Below are 19,852 nucleotides of genomic sequence, written 5' to 3'. Positions count from 1 at the left end.
AACGGTTGCAATTCATTAGATGTTGAATATCTAGTCGGCCTCCCATTTAAAAAAGCAATGCTATTATGCATGGAATGAGGGGCCGCATTACAGTTAAATAGAGAGACATGCTTATGTAATGAGAGGAAAGTGGTGTGAGGATGAGTAAGAAGCCGGAGCTGCTTGTAACAGCGGGCAGCATTACTGAAGTGCAACGTTTGCTCGAAGCCGGAGCTAGCGCGGTACTTGTTGGAGAACCAAAGTACGGCCTTCGTTTGCCAGGGGCGATGACCGTTGAGCTTATTGAGGAAGCAATGCCAATCGTGCGCGAGCATCATGCGAAGCTCTATGTGGCAGTTAACCAACTGTTTCATAATGATACGATGAAAGAACTGCCTAACTACTTGACACAATTGGAACGTGTTGGTGTAGATGCAATCGTGTATGGAGATCCTGCGATACTGATGATCGCTAAAGACTCTGCACCGAATACAAAGCTGTTCTGGAACGCCGAGATGACATCGACGAACTATGTAACAGCTCGCTATTGGCAGAAGCGTGGCGCAAGCCGCATGGTGTTGGCGCGTGAGTTGAATATGGAGCAAGTGCAAGAGATGAAGCGTGAGCTTCCAGATATGGAAGTGGAAGTGCAAGTACATGGGATGACAAATATATATCATTCCAAGCGTCATCTTCTTCAGCACTACATGCGTCATATTGGCAAAGAGGCTCGCCTTGAGGAAGTCGGCATTGAGCGCAAGTTATTTTTGATCGAACAGGAACGTCAGGACGAGAAATACCCTGTTTATGAGGATGAACATGGTACTTATGTAATGAGCTCAGATGACGTATGTATTATAGAGGATTTGAAGCTGCTGCTTGAAGCAGGGCTTGATTCATTCAAGATTGAAACGCTATTGAAGCCGCTGCATTACAATGAGACGGTCGTGCGTGTATATCGTGAAGCGATTGATCGCTATGCAGAGGATCCACAAAGTTATCAATTCAACGAGCAATGGCTGGAGCGTATCCGAGAGGTGCAAGACCCTGAGCGTGAACTGTCATTCGGATTTTTCTATAAAGAGCAAATGTACTAAGGAAGGGAGAGCTAAAGCGTATGACAACAACAATGAAGCATGAGCGAAAATACTTTGGCAAGCGTAACCGGCTGGATAAGCCGGAATTGCTAGCTCCCGCAGGCAACCTTGAGAAGCTTAAGTTTGCTATTCATTATGGAGCGGATGCTGTTTACATCGGAGGTCAAAAATATGGCTTGCGTTCAAACGCAGACAATTTTAGCTTCGAGGAAATGCGTGAAGGTGTAGAGTTTGCCAATAAATATGGGGCGAAAGTATTCGTTGCGACGAATATTTACGCGCACAACGAAGATATTGAAGGCTTGGAGGACTATCTTCGTAAGCTGGAGGAAGTCGGAATTAGCGCCATTATCGTAGCTGACCCGGTAATTATCGAGACGGCTCAACGTGTAGCGCCAAGAGTTGAAGTACATGTATCTACACAGCAATCCGTATCGAATTGGCAAACGGTGCAGTTTTGGAAAAATGAAGGGGCTCCTCGTGTTGTACTTGCTCGTGAGACGAGCATGGAAGAGATTGCAGAAATTAAGCAGCATGTGGACGTGGAGATAGAGGCATTTATTCACGGGGCGATGTGTTCCTCTTATTCGGGCCGCTGTGTCTTGTCCAATCATTTTACTGACCGAGATTCCAACCGAGGCGGATGCTGTCAATCTTGCCGCTGGAGATATGACCTTTTCGAAGATGATCGTGCTGATGCGGAGGATGTAGAAAAGAAGCAAGCATTGGAACCATTCAAGGTAGGGATTACTCAGCTACCATTGTTCCAAGAGGATCACAATCCGTTTGCGATGAGCTCTAAGGATTTGTGCATGATTAATCACTTGCCTGATCTTGTAGACTCTGGCGTTGATAGCTTCAAGGTGGAGGGACGAATGAAGTCTATTCATTATGTGGCAACGGTTACGAACGTTTATCGACAAGCAATTGACTCTTATATGGCTGACCCTGAAAATTATCAATTGAAGCCAGAATGGGTTGAAGAGATGAATAAGGCAGCGAACCGTCCGATCAATACAGGCTTCTTCTACGAAGAGCCTGATCACGAAGATCATATTTATGAGCCAGAAGAGAAGGCTGTGCCATATGACTTTGCAGGACTTGTGACTGACTATGATCCTGAGACTAAGTTGGCTACCGTTCAGCAGCGCAATCACTTTAAGCCTGGTACAGAAGTAGAGTTCTTTGGTCCTAAAGGATTCTTCTTCAAGCAGACGATTGAGGCGATTTATGATGAGAAAGGCAATCCGTTGGATGCGGCTCGTCATCCGCTGCAATATGTCAAAGTGAAGGTTGACCAGCCAGTTAAATACTTTGATATGATGCGCAAAAAGAATCGTTAACAACAAACTACTGACAGCTCTGCAATAAACTGTTGAACAGTTATATGGAGTTATCAGTAACCATATATTTTTCACCCTTAATCACAGAAATAGGCCCTTGCTTACGAGCAAGGGTTTATTTATTTTTAGTTAAGAAACGACTATTCGCTGTTGTTTCTTAATAAATTGACATCATTTTTTAAAAAGCTTGATTTATCATGAAGGATTTACCAAGTTGGACAACGAACTACATACGACATACGACTTAATACCTAGATTTGCCTATTTGCTTAGGAAGAGAAAGGGGTATAGCGATGCGCTTGTCACGAAAAAAAGATACGAATCCGTCGTTAATCAAGCAGAATAAGGGGGATATTCTGAAATTGAAAGCGCTTAGCTCTGTGGGGGTCAAGTTATTCATTATCTTTTTAGTAAGTGTAACGCTGCTAGTAGTGAGCATAGGTTTATTTTCTTATGATCGATCAAGGACGATTGTAGAGGAACAGTTGTCATTGTCTCAGAAGCAAACGTTGATTCAAGCGGGGGAAAAGCTTGATTTATTGTTCAACAACAGCGTAAAGCTGTCGAATCAGGTACTCTTCGATAAACAGCTGCATACAAACTTGTCGAATGTGTATCGGGGTGATAAAAGCAATTCGTTCGAATTGTTTGAACAAACGAAACAAATTGAATCTGAGCTGAAAGGCTACGTATTTGGGAATAACACATTGTTTTCGATGTTCTTTATTCCGTTAGAGAACAACGGCACACCTATATTTACATCAGGGACACCTTCTGATGCTTTGTCTACTGCTAGGGAAAAAGCATGGTTCCAGGAAGCAGTAAATAAGAAAGGGCAGCCGGTGTGGATTCCGTCAAGTGCCAAAGGAGTTGCCGAACAAAGTCCGAAACCTATTTTTTCGATGGCTAGGCTTGTAAATGATTTAAAAACAAATGAACCTCAATTCGTTATGGTGATGGAAATATACGTACAGTCTTTGGCTGATCATTTGAAATGGGATCAAAGCCAAGGCGGATTTATCCAAATTGTAGATGCAAATGGGAAGCTTATTTTAGATAATGACTTAAGTAAGTTAGGTCAGGCTCCTTCCATTCAGCTGACGCCGCAGGATCAGGCGACTTCAGGGAAGCAGATTGTGGACAGTGCCGAGCAAGGGGAATTGTTAGGGTCTTATTTTGTTTCACGTGAGACGGGGTGGATATTAAATGGATTTACACCTGTACAGTCGATTGTGAAAGAGACAAATTCGATTCGTAATGTAACTTGGATCTCAGTCGGGGTCGGAATCATTGTTGCAGCATTCCTTGGATATTACGTGATGAGAATGGTCGGTAAGCCGCTCAAGCGTCTGCGTGATCTGATGATGGAAGGTGCTGAGGGCAAGCTTGGTCTTCATATGGAGCATCGCTCTAGTGATGAAATTGGACAGCTAAGCACAAGCTTCAATACGATGATGGAGCGCATAAAGGATCTTGTCCAACGAACGGACGAATCTGCTCAAGCTGTGCTGCTTACTGCTGGGCAGTTGAGTGAAGCTTCGCGCAGTACCGCATCTTCTGCCAAGGAAATTGCGCTGGCTACTGAGGAAATTGCAAAAGGTGCAGCAAGTCTAGCTGTTGAAGCAGAGCGCAGTAATGATTGCAGTGAACAAACGACGAACAAAATGCAGCAAGTCGTTGAAATGAACGTAGAAATGTTTCATGCAGCAACTGAAGTACAGCAGAAAAGCCAGCGGGGTACCAGCTATATGAATGAACTAAGTACAAAGACCGCTGCTACCGAGCATATCGTTCGTTCCTTAGTCGCAAAGGTTGATGCACTGAAAGACAGCACGCAGTCTGTTCGTCAAATTCTGGATCTGCTCAATCAGATGACAAAACAAACCAACATATTGTCACTTAATGCTGCAATTGAGGCTGCACGCGCTGGTGCGGCAGGAAAGGGCTTTATGGTTGTAGCTGATGAGATTCGCGGTCTAGCAGATCAATCCAAGCAATCCATTGAAGTTGTGGGTCAGATTACAGCGAGCATTCAACGTGAAGTGGATGAAACGGTAACCATGTTAGGAGAAGCTTACCCAATATTCCGTGAGCAGCTTGGAGCAGTAAAGGAAGCGGATATGATATTCCATGGGGTAGAATCTCAAATGATTGCCCTATTTGAAAAACTAGATTCTGCTACATCGGCTGTCAATGAATTCGATGAATCACAGCGGATTATGACTGAGGCAATGTCTAATGTCAGTGCGGTAGCGGAACAATCTTCAGCAACGTCTGAAGAAGTAGCTTCGCTTAGCAATGAACAGATGACTGTATCCAACCGATTGGTGGAGCTTTCTAATGAGCTGGAGCAAGTATCAAATGATTTGCAGGAGAGATTGAAGCAGTTTAGTATCGTGCAGCAGTAACATGCTACAATTTGTACCGATTGAATGAATCGAACTTATAGAGACTGTCCAAAGTCATTGAGATATGACAGATGGGTAGTCTCTTTTTTATGGGAGCGCCGTGTAGGATCGAAAATAGGCAATATGAGTGAGGTAGGATTGTTTGAGAAGCATTTTACTAAGAAATACTAGTTACTAGTGAATAAATAAGCCAGTAGTAGCTTGATTGAATAATGGGAATGACTTGGTATTATTTAACCTACGTTATAAGGATGGAGAAAATGGATCGGATGGTCGTATGAGCAAACATACAGAAAATCAGTTGCACAGGGAAAGATGGAGCCGTATTCAAATCACGGGACTGGTACTTAGCTGTATCTTGTTGTTGTACGGGGTACGATTAGCCTATCTCCAACTAATCGGGGGAAAGATGGATAGCCGTGATCGGTCTGTTGTGAGTCGTTCCATCATTCAACGGGAAAAAGGCATCATACTTGATGATGGTCGTGGTCGAATTGTAGACAGCAAAGGTCGGGTGTTAACGGGGAAACATGAAGATGTGCTAGTGCTCTTTCCTGTTAATCGTCAATCACTTGATCGTAAAGCAATCCGAACCATATCCGCTTGGTTGAACATGAAGGAAGAAGAGCTTGTTGAACAATGGACACAGGCAAAAGAGCCGTTTATTGCTAGTGTTAGTAAAACGGAAAAGGCAGGCACTGAATCCAAGAAGATAGAAACGCCATTATTGTTGAGTTTGTCACAAATAAAAGATGTACAGCTGCAAAAATGGAGTGGTGTTCGAATTCTTCCTTATGCGCAGCCTTATCCGTATCGAACGGCGACTCCGCATTGGATCGGTTACACGAGCCTGCTGGCTTCGGATGAGCATGTAAAGTCAGCAAATAATGGTACAACGATGAGAACAGGGGCAGCTGGTTTGGAGCAGTCATTTCAACCGTTATTGAAAAGCATTGGTGCGCACACCTATTTACACTATACGGATGCTTTGCAAACCCCATTGAAAGGGCTTGACGTTCGGTTGAGCCGTCCGCATAACCCTTATTATCCGCTAATGCTGCATACGACGGCTGATATGAAGCTTCATACCGCAATCGATGGGATTATGCGTGAACAAGGAGTTCATCGTGGTGCTGTCGTTGTATTGGATGTGCAGACACGTGATATTGTAGCGATGGTCTCTTTGCCGCGATACGATCCACAGCATATTGAACCAGAGCATACGGATTGGAACAATCAGGCGGTAACTGCGCTTCCGCCAGGTTCGGTTTTTAAGCTTGTTACCGCCGCTGCAGCAATAGAAACGGGAAAGACATCGCCAAGAGAGACTTTTTTATGTACAGGAGAATATGGGCGGTATGGTTTATCTTGTTGGCATAAAGAAGGGCACGGTGAATTGACACTAGAGCAAGCTTTCGAACAATCATGCAATGTTGTTTTTGCTCAATTAGGAGAACGGCTTAGCGCTGTACAAATTCAGCAATATGCTGACAAGCTTGGCTTTACAGGCAAGGCTGGCTTAATATCCTCCGATGGGTTAGGCCATAAAGCGCTTGCGCATGCTCCGCAGGAGCAGGAGGGGCGTGTGTTCAGTTATACTGCTGGTGATGATCAGCGTACTGGAACTATAGATGGTGGTGTACGGGCGCAAAGTGCAATTGGTCAACGCGATGTGAGAGTTACTCCTCTGGCTGCAGCGAATGCAATCGTTACCCTGCTTCAGCATGGTCGAACAGGTCATCCTCGTCTTGTTGCCAAAGCAACAGATGCCAGAGGACACACATTAATGGAATTTAAGGCCGAAGCTAAAGGTGAGCAAATGTTGCTGCCTAGAACGACGAGGTTGTTGCAGCAATGGATGAGAGGAACCGTTGAAGAAGGAACAGGTCAGCAGTTGCGCAATCGATCGTGGAAACTGGCAGGGAAAAGTGGTACAGCTCAAAGCGAGGCTTACGGTACGAATAAACTGCATAGCTGGTTTGTTGGTTACGGCCCGATTTATAAACCTCGATATTCGGTAGCGGTTGTGTCCGAAAATGAAATCAGTAAAGCCTCACAACCACACATTGCGACTTCCGTATTTGGTGAAGTGATGGATTTGCTGGCTGCTTATGAGTCGGTAGATCAGAAGTAAAGGCGTCCCCGTTAAGGGAGACGCCTTTTTGAGATGGTGCGCAGTATGAATGTCATCCCTAGTATGAGAGTGTTGAATAAGACTACAACGACTGTCTTTTAGCAAAGAGAAGCGATGCTTGAAATGAGACATCATCTGGAAGGTCGAGAGAGGTAATGTAGAATTGTGTAGAAAGTTGTATACATATACTGGTATCTATAAATGACTTGCTTAAAATGGAATTGTAGCTTATATTAATACATAGAAACTCGATGTATAGATTATCGATGTATAGTAACTCGATGCATATGGAGGGATATAGGATGAAAATTAAGAAGGAGTTAATGAAAGGCAGCACGGTTATTCTTATACTGACTCTACTTAACCGAAAGGACATGTATGGGTATGAAATGACGAAGGAGATCGAGCTGCGTTCAGAGGGAATATTCACCTTCAAGGAAGGTACATTGTATCCTATCTTACATACGCTTGAGGTCGATCGACTAGTCGAGTCCTATTGGAATGAAGAAGGCGGACGCAAGCGTAAGTACTACAGGCTAACAGAAGAAGGAAGCTTACAACTCGTCGATAAAAAACAGGAATGGCTATTGTTCCGCTCGACGGTTGACCGGGTAATTGGGGAGGGCAGTTTATGAGTGCCGGCATAAAGGGTTTTGTTGAACATCCTCTCATCGTTCAATATTTGGAGTGTGTTTGTGGTCAAGTCAAGGCAAAAGATGTACATGAGGATATACGAAATGAATTGTTGTGTCATATACAAGAGTTAGCAGATGAATGTAGTTATCTTAATAATATGACTCTAGATGAAACGGTATCCTACGTTCTTAAGCAGATGGGAAATCCCGAGGAAGTAGGAAGAGGACTACATATTGCACATAAACCTAAGCCGGAATGGAGCGTTATCGCGTTAGTGGCAGGTATGGTAGGTATTGCACTGATTATACTACTAAATCTAGCTGTAAATTTCTCTATTAAACAAGGCTTAATATATGGCTTCATAGGCATTTCTGTGATGATCGCGTTATACTTTTTCGATTATCGTAAGCTGCTTCGGTTCTCTTGGCCGTTATACCTTATAACTCTTGCGGTATTGGTCGTTACCCAAATATTTGGTATATATGCGGTTTACTTCCTTCAAGATGACATGAGTTCGTCTCAATGGGACTTTTTCTACATGGTTTACGCTCAACTGAATGATTTATCGCCGTTTTTATTCCTTATTTCTTTTGCTGGGATACTGCAATTACATAGGCAAGACCAGCAACGTGGAGAAATGGAAAGCCGTTTTGTAGATTATAATGTGATAGTATGTGCGTTATTGCCTATTTTAGTCTACTCGTTTTACCCGGGGGTGGACTCCTTCTTTGGTTACTGTGTAGGACTAGTTGTTTTATTGTTATTAGCGGGACGAAGGAAATTACTTTTATTGTTCAGCGGATCTGGTGCTCTATTAATGGGCTTGATTATGTTGATTGGTGGTACAGCAAAAGGTTCCCATTGGATAGCAATAAACAGTATTTTAGAGCAATATCGAGATTATTTTGTATACGGTTTAAATCAAGGTCCAGGTACCGTCAGTAATTTTTCTATGAAATTACTTGAATCGGCTGGGATGTGGGGACAGGGTTTCGGATTAACTAAGAGGAGCATAGATATGTATCCTCGTAGTAGTGAGTTCCAATTATCCTTTACAATTCACAGCCTGGGCTGGGTATTTGGTGTAATTGTAATTATATGTGCCATTTTGTTTATTAAAAGAGTATTGCGGATGGGGACGTTACTTAAGGATGGATATGCTAGAGGGTTAGTTACTGGATTAATTACAGTATTAAGCGTGGACTTTATAGCTAATATATTATTATGTCTGAACATCTATCCATTTGCAGATACGTTGCCACTAATGAATTGGAGCTATTTAACGGTTGTCTTTGATTTTGCTGTAGTCGGGCTTATGCTAAGTGTATATCGGAGAAAAGATATGTATAGTCATTCTCAGCTGTCAAGGCCGATTGAAAAATAAATCGTTGATTGATTTAACAGAAGTCACAGGTCATAGCACTCGATCGAATATGATGATTCCGCTATGTATGAACTTGTATGGAATTGTTAAGGAGCGAACATATAGTATGACTAGAAAAGTAAAATTATCAACAGCAGCACTTATTATAATAGTAATTGCTATCATTGTATTTAGCATTATGAATGTGAAAGGTAGTCAAAGTAAGCCGCTTGGGTCATTCGAATGGGCAGAGAAACCTATTGTGGGTAAAGCACTTTTTAAAAATAACATAAACGTTATTAACGATGGGGTAATCAAAAGGGTGCATTTCTACGTTCCGAAAGACGTAACAGCAATGATTCATAATGGTGATTACAACTATACATTTAAATCAGGGTTTGATTACATCTATCCGATAGGATCGAGAAAAGATGAGGAAGATGTATTTATAACTTTTAAGCCGAACAACAAAGTTCTTGTTGAGGAATACACGATCTTTTTGAATCCTAAGTCTGATTCCTTAGGAGGACAGTTCGAGAAGGTCATTGATGATGCGGTCATTAAGCATAGTTTTATCAAAAATAATGAAATGATTCATACAGCAGGGACGCTTACAGAAGTCATGGCAGCTGCCAAATCCCTATAATTGTATAAAACGAAAGAACCCCTGTATTTAAAAAATACAAGGGTTCAACATTCTGAACCGCTCTTATGTGCGGTTCTTTTTATTATCAGGCTTACTCTTATTCATTTGGCTTTGCATGCTCATCTGCCGCTGAACTTGCTTGGCTTGGTTTACTTGACTCAGTTACAGGTGTACCGTTCGGTACGAGAGGATTGGAGTCAAACTCATCGACAGGCATACGAATCCATCGTTGGAAATACCCTTGATCGTATAAAGCTTTGAGTAAGATGAGTAAAATTGGCGCCAAAATAAGTCCAGCAACACCGAACAAGGATAAGGATACAATCATGAACGACAGCATCGTGAAAGCAGACACACCAAGTGTATTTCCTGTAATCTTCGGTTCAAGAAATTGGCGTGTAGCCATAGTGACAGCGAGTACTACAGTCAGCCATATTGCCATTGTCGTATTTCCGACAATGAACATATAAATAATCCAAGGTACGAAGATGACAGGTACACCTAGCAATGGCAAAATATCAAATAATGCGGATAGCAATGCAATTGTGAATGCATGCCCTACATCGAGTAACGTTAATGAAATGAAAACGAGTGTAAATGTAATCGAAATAAGTTTGAGCTGCGCCTTAAGGTAAGCTCCAATACCACGAAATACATTTTCTTTTAGGAACACGAAAGCATTTTTGAATGTTCTTGGTGTTTTTTCCTGCGTAATTTTTCTCCAAGACTCAATTTCTGTACTTAGGAAGTATGCAAGAACGACGGCGATTCCAAAGTTCATCACAAAGGTAGAGAATGAAGCGACGTGGGTTACAAGCCAGTTTAGGAAGCTTGTCATCCATTTTGCTACTTTGGAAGCGAAGTCTTGGAAATACGTATTCATTTTTGCTGTAATGTCATCAGGCAAATCTTTATACTTGTCTTGTAAAAATGATGAAATTCCACCAATTTGTTTGACTAATTCCTCCTGATGAGCAGGAATGGAACTGACGATATCCCCAACTTGCTGTGTGAAAATGATTCCTGCTCCAATAAGCGAACCAAGAATAACGAGTACAAACAGCATAACAGACAAAGCGGAAGCGATGGATTTGGGCAGGCCTCTTCGTGATAATCTACGAGCAAGCGGCTCAATAATCCAGAAAATGATAAGTGCTAAAAATATGGGTGCCGCAATTGCGTATAAACGGCTGAATGCAAACATAATTAAATAGACAGTTAAAACAACTAAGGCAATGTCAAAAACAGTCTTCCAATATTTACGATAAAATGCCAACATGGCTGGATTTATTCTCCTCCCTACTGCTTGGTTAAAATGTTGCTAACAATCCCAATTAACACAGGCTTACTGCTAATCATTCTACTTTATCATTCTACACGAAAATGAAATCATCTGCCTATTTTTTTAGCCAATATGATACAATGAATGGAAGCCATAATGACATGTAGAAACGGGGAAGCACGAATATGGAAGTCATATTATTGTGGTCTTTTTATATACTAACGTTTTACGCATTTATACCAGGTGTCATCAGTCGTCTTTTTGGATTTAGAGTGTTCAAGAAAGGGAAATCAGAGAGAGATCTTGCTCTAACGTTCGATGATGGGCCTCACCCTGAATATACAGCCCAACTTCTTGATTTATTGAAAACATATAATGCTAAGGCTACTTTTTTCGTTCTAGGCATACAAGCAGAGAAATGCCCAGAGCTGTTAAAACGCATGCATGATGAAGGTCACCTCATAGGCATTCACAATTATGTTCATAAGACAAACTGGTTTATGCGTCCCAAAACAGTAAGGCAGCATATAGAAAAGACATCTAACATTATCGATTCGATAACAGGCAAACGCCCCATCTATTATCGTCCTCCTTGGGGCATTGTAAATTTATTTGATTTCAACAATTTAGGACACATCCAAATTATACTTTGGTCGGCTATGTTCAATGATTGGCGCAAGAAAGTTGGAGCAGAGCGTCTATACAAGCGTATGTCCAAAAGTTGTCGCGGCGGAGAAGTTCTTTTGCTGCATGATTGCGGCTTAACACTTGGAGCTGACGCGGATGCGCCAGCAAATATGCTGATTGCGTTGGAACGATTCCTTCAGGATGCGAAGCAGAAAGATTTGCGCTGTGTACGCGTAGATGAATTGATTCGTGCTACAGATGCTGATAAAGTGCGGAATCCATCCTGGCTAAAGCGTATGGTCGTGAAGGCATGGCTTGGCTATGAGCAAGTGTTCCACATTCTGTTCGGTATGAAGACAACCAATCCAGAGCAGCCCATTTTCCACTTTAGAATGCGTCCTTATCATGGAGAGCCAGTAACGATGGATGATGGAACTGTTCTGAAACAAGATGATAAAGTGTTGGAGATTCATTTTGACAATCGTAGATTGTATGAGATCGGAACGCGTTCACGCAATATGATGCAAATTGCGATTCACATGATACGAGATGTAGAGCGCACGCTACCGGAGTTGGCAGATTACGTTCAATCCCACCCAGAGGTGAATGCAGAGTTCAAAGCGCTCTATGGGGTCAGTATGATTAATAGAGGCCCAGAGCAGTTTGGGTTTATGGTAAAGGATTTACCGAAAAGTATCTTCGCGTGGGCAAGCAAGTATTATTTGAGACTTATTATGCGTATTATTCATCCTTCTGGGAGTAATCGGGTCCGTAACCATACGGAGCAACTTGTTCCAAAGTTGATCATTATGTCACGTCACACGCTACTTTCAAGATATGGGAAATCATATGTATATGAAGCGAATAAGCAGGAGCAAACGCTGCTTAGTCCAGAGCACGCGGTGAAGAAAGCGCCTAGTGCTACTTAGTAAAATAGGATATTATTTCTATCATTAAACCTTGGGTTTCTAGCATTTAGAAACCAAGGTTTTTTTGTGTAAATAGATTATGCAAAAAGTATGCAAACTTTTCGCAAACGAAAAAATGCACTTTCAAAGAGGACATGACAATATCACTGTCCTCCCATAATGGACATTTGTCCATTTGATTTACTTTCATTAATAACATTACATATTTTTAACAATGGGGGGCTGTATGATCGATAAAAAAATGTTATCAAAAAGTGGTGCTAGAATTGCAAAATAAAGCTTACATAGGGATTTACAAAAGCCTAATTATCAAGTAGTATTATGAAAAATATTCGTTTCCTGCTTATGGAACTAGGGTTACGAGGGGATTTGACCGATGTTCGATACCTTAGTGGGAAAGGCAGAAAACGGCAGATTCTATAATTCTAGAAGGTTATAGATATGCAATTAGATGATTATTTATTATTTAGATTGATTAGGGGGATAAGGTCATGAAAAAGAAACTATTAATCTTGCTTAGCGCAGTAATGGCATTTTCTTTAATCCTTTCTGCTTGCGGCGGCGGAGATGCTGCAAAACCAGCTGACCCAGGTACAAAAGTAGAGACACCTGCTGAAGGTGAAAAGCCAGCTGAAGGCGAGCTAGTAACAGAAGGTTTGATCAAAGCAACGGATCCTAGCAAAGCGCCTGCAACAGCAGCAGCTCGTAAAGATACAGTCATTTTGGGCGTGCCTGCACCATCTGGTGTATTCCACCCAGCATTCCAAGAATCTAGTTATGATGTTTGGGTTAACGATCTTCTATTCACTACATTATTGGAAATTCAAAAAGACGGTTCCTATGCACCGCATCTTGGCGACTATAAAGTATCTGATGACAACAAAACAATTACATTTACGTTGAAAGACGCAAAATTCAGCGATGGCAAGCCAGTTACAGCTGATGATGTTGTATTTACATTAACATTGCTGTATGACAAATCTTATGATGGCCCGAGTGATGCATTTGCTTACGCGCCAGTCGTAGGTGCAAAAGACTATAAAGAAGGCAAAGCACAATCCATATCTGGATTGAAAGCAGTTGATCCGAAAACAGTTGAAATTACGTTGGAGACTCCATCTGTATTGTCTCTAGACGTATTCGGTGGAACTGGAATTTTGCCTAAGCACGTATATGAATCTGCATACAAGCCAGGTGACTTGAGCAAGATGAAGGACACGTTCTTGAATCCAGTCGGTTCTGGTCCATATACATTAGAGAAATTTGTTCCGAAGCAAGAAGTTGTATTTAAAGCAAACCCGAATTACTTCTTGGGAGCGCCGAAAGTACCTAACTTGATCTATAAAGCTACAACAGAAGAAACAAACATGCAATTGGTTCAAACAGGTGAAACAGATGGTGATACATTCATCTCTGCAACGCTTGACAACGTTCAAGCTATCCAAGAGTTTGGCTTCGCTGACTTGATGCTGAACCCAACGAATGGATACGGATTTATCGGCTTGAACCACAAAGATGAGAAGTTCAGTGATAAGCGTGTACGCCAAGCATTGGTATACGGTTTGAACCGTCAAGATGTCGTTGATGGTGTATACCAAGGTCTTGCAGATGTCATTAACATACCTCAGTCCAAAGTATCTTGGGCTTATACGGATGAAGTGAATAAATACGAATACGATATTGAAAAAGCAAAAGCGTTGCTTGATGAAGCAGGCTGGAAAGTTGGCGCTGACGGTATTCGTGAGAAGGATGGTAAGAAGTTCACAATTACATTTACAGCTTCTACACCGAATACAGTTAATGAAGTGTTGATTCCAATCGCAAAAGAAAATTACGCACAGCTTGGTATTGAGTTCATTCCAGATCAAATGGACTTCAATGCATTGTTGGATAAGGTCGAAAAAGGCAACTTCGAGATGGTATTCTTAGCATCTGCTTTGACACCAAATCCTCAAATAGCACAAGGAACGTTCCGTACAGGCGGAAACCAAAATAAATACTTCTTCTCAAACGCACGTGTAGACGAGTTGTTCAAGCAAGCGAATAGTGAGTTCGATCTTGAGAAACGCAAAGCCTACTACAAAGAAATTTATCAAATTACGAATGAAGAAGTAGCGCAAATCTTCTTGTACCAACGTCGTGATACGCTGACAACGAACTCTCGTATCCAAGGGTTCGATACTTCTCCGTACAAAGACTTTACTGCGGATGCAGCAGCGATCCAAATTCAATAATGTAGCACAGTGCAGTATGCCCGATGCTCAGCCGATTTTTTGGCTGAGCATTTAGGTTTATTAGAAGCTAGGAGGAAAATTTTATGACAACACAGGTCATTCGGCGCCTCTTGCAGACGATCCCGACTTTGATTGGGGTATCGATCGTATTGGTTCTTATCTTTCATCTCATACCAGGTAACTTTGTAGATTCGAACCCAACTATATCGAAAGAGCGTGCCACAGAATTGAAAGAAATGTACGGATTGAACGATCCGGTTCATATTAAATATATAAAATGGGTACAGGGTGCAGTGAAGGGAGATCTTGGATATTCTATTCAACACAAACAGCCTGTAACTACAATTATTGATCGTTATGTATGGAACTCTGTGCTCATTGCAGGTGCTGTTATGGTGTTAAGCTGGATAATAGCCATAATAGTAGGTGTGTTCTCTGCGGTACGTCAGCATTCTTTCTTCGATGGAGTAATTACATTTATAGTATTTGCGGTTATGTCATTGCCTTCTTTCTTCCTCGGACTTCTAGCAATTAAATTGTTCGCGGTAGATATGCGTATTTTCCCGATTGGAGGCATGACTACAACAGGTGCTAATTATGAAGGATGGGCTCATGTGTGGGATGTACTTGAGCATATGATCTTGCCTGTAATCGTTCTCACAGCATTGAACGTTGGTGGATTAACTCGTTACTTCCGTACTAGTATGCTAGATGTTATTAAGCAGGACTTCATTCGTACAGCGCGTGCTAAAGGCTTGAAGGAACGTACAGTTATATTTAAGCATGCATTGCGCAATGCGATGATTCCGGCAATTACGTTACTAGGATTTGAGATCCCGTCTCTCTTCGCAGGAGCTATGATTACAGAGAGTATATTTAACTGGCCTGGTATCGGGGGCGTTTTCTTGGATGCTATTACTGCCCGTGACTATTTCTTAATGCTAGGATATACGTTCTTCATTGCTTTCTTGACTATTATTGGAAACGTTGTCGCGGATTTATTGTATCGTGTTGTAGATCCACGTGTTCGTATGAAATAGAAAGGGGAATTGCTAGTGTCAGAAGCAATCGTTCATTCCAACTCGGTGAATGCGAAGCCACCTACTAAGAAGCCAGCTTCTCCAATGAGATTGGCACTTCGTGAAATGAGAAAAAATAAATTTGCGATGGCAGGTTTAATTGTTCTAGTATTAATGTTCCTATTTTGTTTTATTGGCCCGATATTCTCGCCATATTCTATGGATGATGCGATGAATATTCGTAATGCCAATAAAGCGCCAAGTGTAGACCATTGGCTAGGTACAGATAAGGTAGGACGTGACGTTATGCTGCGCGTCATGGTAGCTGGTCAAACCTCCTTAATGGTCGGTATCGTTGCAATGTTGGTAACGGTAGCAATCGGTAGTACATTAGGGGCTGTTTCAGGCTATTATCGCGGATGGGTCGATACGGTTATTATGAGATTGGCAGACATTATTATGTCTATACCATCGCTGCCTGTTCTTATTATTTTAGGAGCGGCGCTGTCTGAGTTAAAGATGGACCCGGCTAATCGTATTTATCTCGTTATGTTTCTTATCGGATTTTTAAGTTGGCCAAGCTTGGCACGTTTAGTTCGTGGTCAAATTTTGATGCTGCGTGAACAAGAGTTTATGCAAGCAGCAGAAGTGCTTGGATTGCGTGACCGTCGAAAAATTTTCCGTCATTTATTGCCGAATACAGTGCCAATTATTATCGTAGTTGGTACATTGGCAGTAGCTGGTGGCATTCTGATGGAGTCTGTACTAAGCTTCTTGGGACTTGGTGTTGTTCCACCGACTCCGTCTTGGGGGAATATGATTTCTGCTGCGAACTCGATGATTGAGTTCCAAAAGCGTCCTTGGTTATGGATTCCGCCAGGCGTATGTATTTTTATTACCGTTGTCTCTATTAATATTATGGGCGATGGCTTGCGTGATGCACTTGATCCGAAATCGAAGAGGTAGGGGAACGTTATGGCAAATAATTTAATTGAATTCCGTAATTTGCGGACCAACTTCTATACTAGTTCAGGTGTAGTCAAAGCGGTTAATGACGTAAGCTTTTCTATTAAAGAAGGAGAAACGTTGTGTGTCGTAGGGGAATCAGGCTGTGGCAAAAGTGTTACGGCAATGTCTCTCATGCGTCTCGTTTCACCACCTGGCAAAACAGAAGGCGGGCAAATTTTATATAAAGGTCAAGATTTGTTGACTTTGAAAGAACGTGAAATGCGTCATATTCGTGGTAACGAAATCGCAATGATTTTCCAAGAACCGATGACGTCATTGAACCCAGTACTAACAATTGGGGATCAGATTACAGAGCCGTTGTTGCTTCATAAAGGTATGACTCGCAGAGATGCAAAAAAGCGTGCAATTGAATTGATCGAGTTGGTTGGTATTCCACGTGCTGCGAAAATCTTTGATTCATATCCACATGAGCTATCCGGTGGTATGCGTCAACGTATTATGATCGCAATTGCGTTAAGCTGTGATCCGAAGCTTCTTATCGCTGATGAGCCGACAACAGCGTTGGATGTTACAATTCAAGCGCAAATTCTTGACTTAATGCGTAATATTAAGAGCGAGTTTAATACAGCTATTATGATGATTACGCATGATTTGGGTGTCGTAGCTGAGATGGCTGACCATGTCGTTGTTATGTATGCAGGTAAAGTTATCGAGGAAGCACCTGTTCGTGAATTGTTTGCGAATCCGAAGCATCCATATACGCAAGGATTGATGCGTGCGAAGCCGATTCTTAATCAGCGTCAAGATCGCCTGTATACGATTCCAGGACAGGTACCGAACCCTGTTGAATTGGGCAATAACTGTTACTTTAACGATCGTTGTGAGCATTGCATGTCCGTGTGTGTGGATAAGCAGCCTGTCTTGACAACATATGAGAATAAGCATAAAGCAGCTTGCTGGTTGTATGAAAAGGGAGGGGAAGTTTCATGACAACACCATTGTTGGAAGTAAACAATTTGAAGAAATACTTCCCTATCCAAGGCGGTATTTTCGGCAAAACAGTAGGGCATGTACGCGCAGTTGACGATGTGTCCTTTACGTTAAACAAAGGTGAAGCACTTGGTCTAGTAGGTGAATCCGGCTGTGGTAAATCTACGACTGGACGTACCATTCTACGCTTGTTGGAGAAAACAGAAGGTCAAGTTTTATTCAACGGCACAGATATTCATGCATTGAAGAAGGCTGAGCTGCGTAAGCTTCGTCCAGAAATGCAGCTTGTATTTCAAGATCCGTACAGTTCTTTGAACCCGCGTATTAAGGTAGGCGAAGCAATCGGTGAGGCGCTCGTTGATCACGCGATTATGTCAAAAAATGATGTGCGTGATTATGTAAAGGAAATTTTGACTCTTTGCGGCTTGGCACCGTACCATATTGATCGTTATCCGCATGAGTTCTCGGGTGGTCAACGTCAACGTATTGGTATCGCACGTGCGTTAGCGTTGAACCCTCAATTTATCGTTGCGGATGAGCCAGTATCAGCATTGGACGTATCCATTCAAGCGCAAATCATTAACTTGCTTAGTGACTTGCAGGAACAAAAGAATTTGACATACTTGTTCATTTCTCACGACTTGTCTGTTGTAGAACATTTGTGCAACCGTGTTGGCGTAATGTACTTGGGTTCCATGGTGGAATTGGCACCGCGTGAGGAATTGTTCAAACGTCCATTGCATCCTTACACGCAAGCGTTGATGTCTGCGATTCCTGTTCCGGATCCGACACGCAAGTCAGAGCGTATCGTGCTACAGGGCGATATTCCGAGCCCGGCGAACCCGCCAAGTGGCTGTAAGTTCCATACACGTTGTCCGTATGCGGTGGAGAAATGTAAATCTGAAATTCCGAAGTTCCAAGATGTAGGCAGCGGACATTTCGTAGCATGTCATCTTGTAGCTAACTAAATCACACTGCGTGAATATTTGATTACGCGAACGCAATTGGTTTAATGATGTAAGCAATTGTGGTGTGAATATATGTAAATGATAGCTGTAATTATAGTTATTGTGTGAAGGCTTTCCTATTAAGTAGACTATTACTTGTAGGAAAGCTTTTTTTATTTTACTTAAGGAGGAACAATAGATGATCAGAGTCGCAGTACTAAGTTATTGGCATGTGCACGCAGAGGAATATACAGAGGCATTTCGCAATCATCCTGAGACAGAAATAGCAGCGATATGGGATGAGAATGCAGAACGCGGTGCTGTGTATGCTGAGCGATATGGTGTGCCTTTCATTCGATCCCTTGATGAACTGCTTGCTCGTGGTGATATTGATGCAGTGGTCGTAACAGCTCCTACGGTGAAGCATGATGATATTATTAAACGCGCTATTCAAGCGAAGAAGCATGTATTTACGGAGAAAGTGCTTTCCACTAGCGGTTCGGGTGCTGCTGAGCTGGCACATCAAGCTCGGTTTCACAATGTTATTTTAACAGTTGCGCTTAAGCGTCGATACGAGTCTGAAGGGATAACGTTGGAACATTTTGTGAAATCGGGTGTGGTTGGAAGGCTTACCACGATTCGTGTCCGCCTGGCTCATAATGGGGCGATAGCAGGTTGGCTGCCTGAGCACTTTTACAGCATGAAGGAATGTGGTGGCGGGGCGATGATTGATCTTGGCTGCCATCCGATGTATCTTATCCGACTATTGGTAGGAATACCGCAGAGCGTTTCCGCTGCTTATGGATATGTTACTGATCGGGAAGTGGAGGATCATGCAGCAGCACTGCTGCACTATGATAACGGTGTTATCGGTATAGCAGAGACTGGTTTCGTTACAGGTGGTTCACCGTATACGATTGAAATCCATGGCACAGAGGCGAGCTTAGTTTATACAATGGAAAATAACGTAGGAAAGCTAATGCTGCGTGGTGCGGATGGTACATCTAAGCAACTAGATTTGCTTGAACCGACCGGCTCGATGTTCGATGAATGGATCTATCGTATTCTAGGTACTAAGCAAGAAGGCGACAATATGACATTGGCGATTGATCTAAGCCGAATGATGGAAGCAGCGAACGAGTCGGCAAGAACAAGAAATGTGATTCATATTCAATAACGCTGAAGAACAATAAAAAAGGGACTTGCCCGACAGGTAGAAAATTTCTACAAGTCAGCAGGTCCCTTCTAT

Annotated in this window: 15 protein-coding genes; 14 read left to right on the top strand and 1 reads right to left on the bottom strand. The window is 42.3% G+C overall.

Annotation, left to right across the window (positions count from 1 at the left end; genetic code table 11):
• Positions 1-140 precede the first annotated feature (140 nt).
• The 7 genes from NQ117_RS19805 (at position 141) to NQ117_RS19775 (ending at position 9,606) form a co-directional block, all read left to right on the top strand.
• Positions 141-1,076: a peptidase U32 family protein gene (locus NQ117_RS19805; protein WP_258279742.1), complete on the top strand. Its 936-nt coding sequence runs from the start codon at positions 141-143 to the stop codon at positions 1,074-1,076.
• A gap of 20 nt (positions 1,077-1,096) precedes the next feature.
• Complete coding sequence (locus tag NQ117_RS19800) at positions 1,097-2,419, top strand: peptidase U32 family protein (RefSeq protein WP_258279741.1); 1,323 nt, start codon at positions 1,097-1,099, stop codon at positions 2,417-2,419.
• A 293-nt stretch (positions 2,420-2,712) separates the two neighbouring features.
• Complete coding sequence (locus NQ117_RS19795; RefSeq protein WP_258279740.1) at positions 2,713-4,827, top strand: methyl-accepting chemotaxis protein; 2,115 nt, start codon at positions 2,713-2,715, stop codon at positions 4,825-4,827.
• 277 nt (positions 4,828-5,104) lie between these two features.
• On the top strand, positions 5,105-6,961 hold the full coding sequence (locus NQ117_RS19790; protein ID WP_258279739.1) for a peptidoglycan D,D-transpeptidase FtsI family protein: 1,857 nt from the start codon (positions 5,105-5,107) through the stop codon (positions 6,959-6,961).
• 302 nt (positions 6,962-7,263) lie between these two features.
• Positions 7,264-7,596 (top strand): PadR family transcriptional regulator, encoded by a 333-nt coding sequence (locus tag NQ117_RS19785; protein ID WP_258279738.1) that lies wholly within the window; start codon positions 7,264-7,266, stop codon positions 7,594-7,596.
• The gene (locus NQ117_RS19780; protein WP_258279737.1) at positions 7,593-8,981 is read left to right on the top strand and encodes an FtsW/RodA/SpoVE family cell cycle protein; all 1,389 of its coding nucleotides are present in this window, start codon (positions 7,593-7,595) and stop codon (positions 8,979-8,981) included. The genes NQ117_RS19785 and NQ117_RS19780 overlap by 4 nt, the downstream gene beginning before the upstream one ends.
• Positions 8,982-9,087: 106 nt before the next feature.
• Positions 9,088-9,606, top strand: a complete 519-nt coding sequence (locus NQ117_RS19775; RefSeq protein WP_258279736.1) for a hypothetical protein — start codon at positions 9,088-9,090, stop codon at positions 9,604-9,606.
• Positions 9,607-9,703: 97 nt separating this feature from the next.
• On the opposite strand, the gene NQ117_RS19770 is transcribed toward NQ117_RS19775, so the two are convergent.
• The gene (locus NQ117_RS19770; protein ID WP_258279735.1) at positions 9,704-10,885 is read right to left on the bottom strand and encodes an AI-2E family transporter; all 1,182 of its coding nucleotides are present in this window, start codon (positions 10,883-10,885) and stop codon (positions 9,704-9,706) included.
• 188 nt (positions 10,886-11,073) lie between these two features.
• Here NQ117_RS19770 and NQ117_RS19765 point away from each other — a divergent pair, with 188 nt between their 5' ends.
• The 7 genes from NQ117_RS19765 to NQ117_RS19735 all read left to right on the top strand — a co-directional run bounded on the left by NQ117_RS19765 (position 11,074) and on the right by NQ117_RS19735 (position 19,780).
• Positions 11,074-12,444, top strand: a complete 1,371-nt coding sequence (locus NQ117_RS19765; RefSeq protein WP_258279734.1) for a polysaccharide deacetylase family protein — start codon at positions 11,074-11,076, stop codon at positions 12,442-12,444.
• A 491-nt stretch (positions 12,445-12,935) separates the two neighbouring features.
• Positions 12,936-14,678 carry an ABC transporter substrate-binding protein gene (locus NQ117_RS19760; protein ID WP_258279733.1) on the top strand — a complete coding sequence of 581 codons (1,743 nt, stop codon included), beginning with the start codon at positions 12,936-12,938 and terminating at the stop codon, positions 14,676-14,678.
• Positions 14,679-14,761: 83 nt separating this feature from the next.
• The gene (locus NQ117_RS19755) at positions 14,762-15,718 is read left to right on the top strand and encodes an ABC transporter permease (protein WP_258279732.1); all 957 of its coding nucleotides are present in this window, start codon (positions 14,762-14,764) and stop codon (positions 15,716-15,718) included.
• Between the two features lie 84 nt (positions 15,719-15,802).
• The gene (gene opp4C / locus NQ117_RS19750; RefSeq protein ID WP_258279794.1) at positions 15,803-16,663 is read left to right on the top strand and encodes an oligopeptide ABC transporter permease; all 861 of its coding nucleotides are present in this window, start codon (positions 15,803-15,805) and stop codon (positions 16,661-16,663) included.
• Between the two features lie 9 nt (positions 16,664-16,672).
• A complete protein-coding gene (locus tag NQ117_RS19745) occupies positions 16,673-17,656 on the top strand; it encodes an ABC transporter ATP-binding protein (RefSeq protein WP_258279731.1) in 984 nt (327 codons plus the stop codon).
• Positions 17,653-18,624: an ABC transporter ATP-binding protein gene (locus tag NQ117_RS19740; protein ID WP_258279730.1), complete on the top strand. Its 972-nt coding sequence runs from the start codon at positions 17,653-17,655 to the stop codon at positions 18,622-18,624. Before NQ117_RS19745 ends, NQ117_RS19740 begins: the two co-directional genes overlap by 4 nt.
• A 178-nt stretch (positions 18,625-18,802) precedes the next feature.
• A complete protein-coding gene (locus tag NQ117_RS19735) occupies positions 18,803-19,780 on the top strand; it encodes a Gfo/Idh/MocA family protein (protein WP_258279729.1) in 978 nt (325 codons plus the stop codon).
• Positions 19,781-19,852: the final 72 nt, after the last annotated feature.

The organism is Paenibacillus sp. SC116 (genome assembly GCF_024733555.1).
Lineage (GTDB): Bacteria > Bacillota > Bacilli > Paenibacillales > Paenibacillaceae > Paenibacillus_B.
Note: the sequence above shows the minus strand (reverse complement) of the source record. Positions and strands in the feature narration are given on the sequence as shown.